We start from the raw sequence: 2,677 nt of genomic DNA on the forward strand, positions 1-2,677 counted from the left end.
CTCCCCTACTCCCCTATTCCCCTACCTCGCATTTTCGGGGTTACATCAGTCAAAACTCTTCCCTATAAGGCCCTCCTAGCCTGATACCAGAATCGCGAGCACAACCGGCCGGGTCTTCCCGTCCCGGTTTTTTGTGCAAGCCGCCCGCCGAACGGACCTTTGACATGCCAAGACGCACTGACATCAAGTCGATCCTGATCATCGGGGCCGGCCCCATCGTCATCGGCCAGGCCTGCGAGTTCGACTATTCCGGCACGCAGGCCTGCAAGGCGCTGAAGGAGGAAGGCTTCCGCGTCATCCTGGTCAATTCCAACCCGGCCACCATCATGACCGACCCGGAACTGGCCGACGCCACCTATATCGAGCCGATCACGCCTGAAGTGGTGGCCAAGATCATCGCCAAGGAGCGGCCCGACGCGCTGCTGCCGACCATGGGCGGCCAGACCGCGCTCAACACCGCTCTGTCGCTGCGCCGCATGGGCGTGCTCGAGCGCTACAATGTCGAGATGATCGGCGCCGACGCTACCGCCATCGACAAGGCCGAGGACCGCGCGCTGTTTCGCGAGGCGATGAAGAAGATCGGCCTGGAAACGCCGAAGTCGATGCTGGCCAACGCCACCGACGTCAAGAACACCGACCGCAAGACGCATGAGGCCGAGCGCGCGGCGCTCAAGGCCGAGAAGCCGGCCGATCTCGACGCCGCGCTCGATGCGCTGGAAACCCGCTGGAACCTCGGCGAAGGCGACCGCAAGCAGCGCTATATCAGCCATGGCATGGCGATCGCCGCCCAGGCGCTCGACCATGTCGGCCTGCCGGCCATCATCCGCCCGTCCTTCACCATGGGCGGCACCGGCGGCGGCATCGCCTACAACCGCGCCGAATTCTACGAGATCGTCCAGTCCGGCCTCGACGCCTCGCCGACCACCGAAGTGCTGATCGAGGAGAGCGTGCTCGGCTGGAAGGAGTATGAGATGGAGGTCGTCCGCGACAGAGCGGACAATTGCATCATCGTCTGCTCGATCGAGAACATCGACCCGATGGGCGTGCATACGGGCGATTCGATCACCGTCGCCCCGGCGCTGACGCTGACCGACAAAGAATACCAGATGATGCGCAACGCCTCGATCGCCGTGCTGCGCGAGATCGGCGTCGAGACCGGCGGTTCCAACGTGCAGTTCGCCGTCAACCCGGCCGATGGCCGCCTGGTGGTGATCGAGATGAACCCGCGCGTCTCGCGCTCGTCGGCACTTGCCTCCAAGGCGACCGGCTTCCCGATCGCCAAGATCGCGGCAAAACTCGCCGTCGGCTACACGCTGGACGAGCTGGAGAACGACATCACCGGCGGCGCGACGCCAGCCTCGTTCGAACCGAGCATCGACTACGTCGTCACGAAGATCCCGCGCTTTGCCTTCGAGAAATTCCCCGGCGCCGAGCCGGTGCTGACCACCGCCATGAAGTCGGTCGGCGAAGTCATGGCCATCGGCCGCACCTTCCAGGAATCGCTGCAGAAGGCGCTGCGTGGACTTGAAACCGGCCTGACTGGTCTGGACGAGATCGAGATTCCCGGTCTCAGCCATGGGGGCCTCGGTTCCGCCAACCATGCCGACGACCGCAACGCCATCCGCGCAGCGCTCGGCACGCCGACGCCCGATCGGCTGCGCATGGTGGCGCAGGCGATCCGCATGGGCACCTCGTTGGAGGACGTGCACGCCATGTGCAAGATCGACCCGTGGTTCCTCGAACAGATCGCCGGCATCGTCGCCATGGAAGCCCGCATCCGCGAGCACGGCATTCCCGAGGATGCCGTCAACCTGCGCATGCTGAAGGCCATGGGTTTCTCCGATGCCCGCCTCGCGTCGCTGACGAAGACCGACGCCGAAGTGATTCAGAAAGCTCGCGAAAAGCTCGACGTTCATCCTGTTTATAAACGCATCGACACTTGTGCGGCCGAGTTCGCCTCGCCCACCGCCTACATGTACTCGACCTATGAAGTGCCGTTCGCCGGCGCGCTGGCCAACGAGGCGCAGGTCTCGTCGCGCAAGAAGGTCGTCATCCTCGGCGGCGGGCCGAACCGCATCGGCCAGGGCATCGAGTTCGACTATTGCTGCTGCCACGCCGCCTTCGCGCTGCGCGACGCCGGCTATGAAGCGATCATGATCAACTGTAACCCGGAGACGGTCTCGACCGACTACGACACCTCGGACCGGCTCTATTTCGAGCCGCTGACGGCCGAAGACGTGCTGGAGATCCTGCGCGCCGAGCAGGCCTCGGGCGAGCTGGTCGGCGTCATCGTCCAGTTCGGCGGCCAGACGCCGCTGAAGCTGGCGGATGCGCTGGAGAAGGCCGGCATCCCCATCCTCGGCACCTCGCCCGACATGATCGATCTCGCCGAAGACCGCGACCGCTTCCAGAAGCTGCTGCACAAGCTCAACCTGAGCCAGCCGAAGAACGGCATCGCCTATTCGGTCGAGCAGGCCCGCCTGGTCGCCGGCGAGCTCGGCTTCCCGCTGGTGGTGCGCCCGTCCTATGTGCTCGGCGGCCGCGCCATGCAGATCATCCATGACGAGGGCATGCTGCAGACCTACCTGCTCGACACCGTGCCCGGCCTGGTGCCGGAGGACATCAAGCAGAAATACCCCAACGACAAGACCGGCCAGATCAACACGCTGCTGGGCAA

The 2,677-nt window shown here is 64.7% G+C and carries 1 protein-coding gene; it reads left to right on the forward strand.

The genetic code is table 11. From position 1 onward, the window contains the following. Positions 1-164: 164 nt before the first annotated feature. On the forward strand, positions 165-2,677 hold a 2,513-nt coding region (carB, locus tag EN884_RS32255; protein ID WP_128360977.1), incomplete at its 3' end, for a carbamoyl-phosphate synthase large subunit.

This window comes from Mesorhizobium sp. M7A.F.Ca.AU.001.01.1.1 (assembly GCF_004022735.1).
In the GTDB taxonomy this organism is placed as follows: Bacteria; Pseudomonadota; Alphaproteobacteria; order Rhizobiales; family Rhizobiaceae; genus Mesorhizobium; species Mesorhizobium ciceri.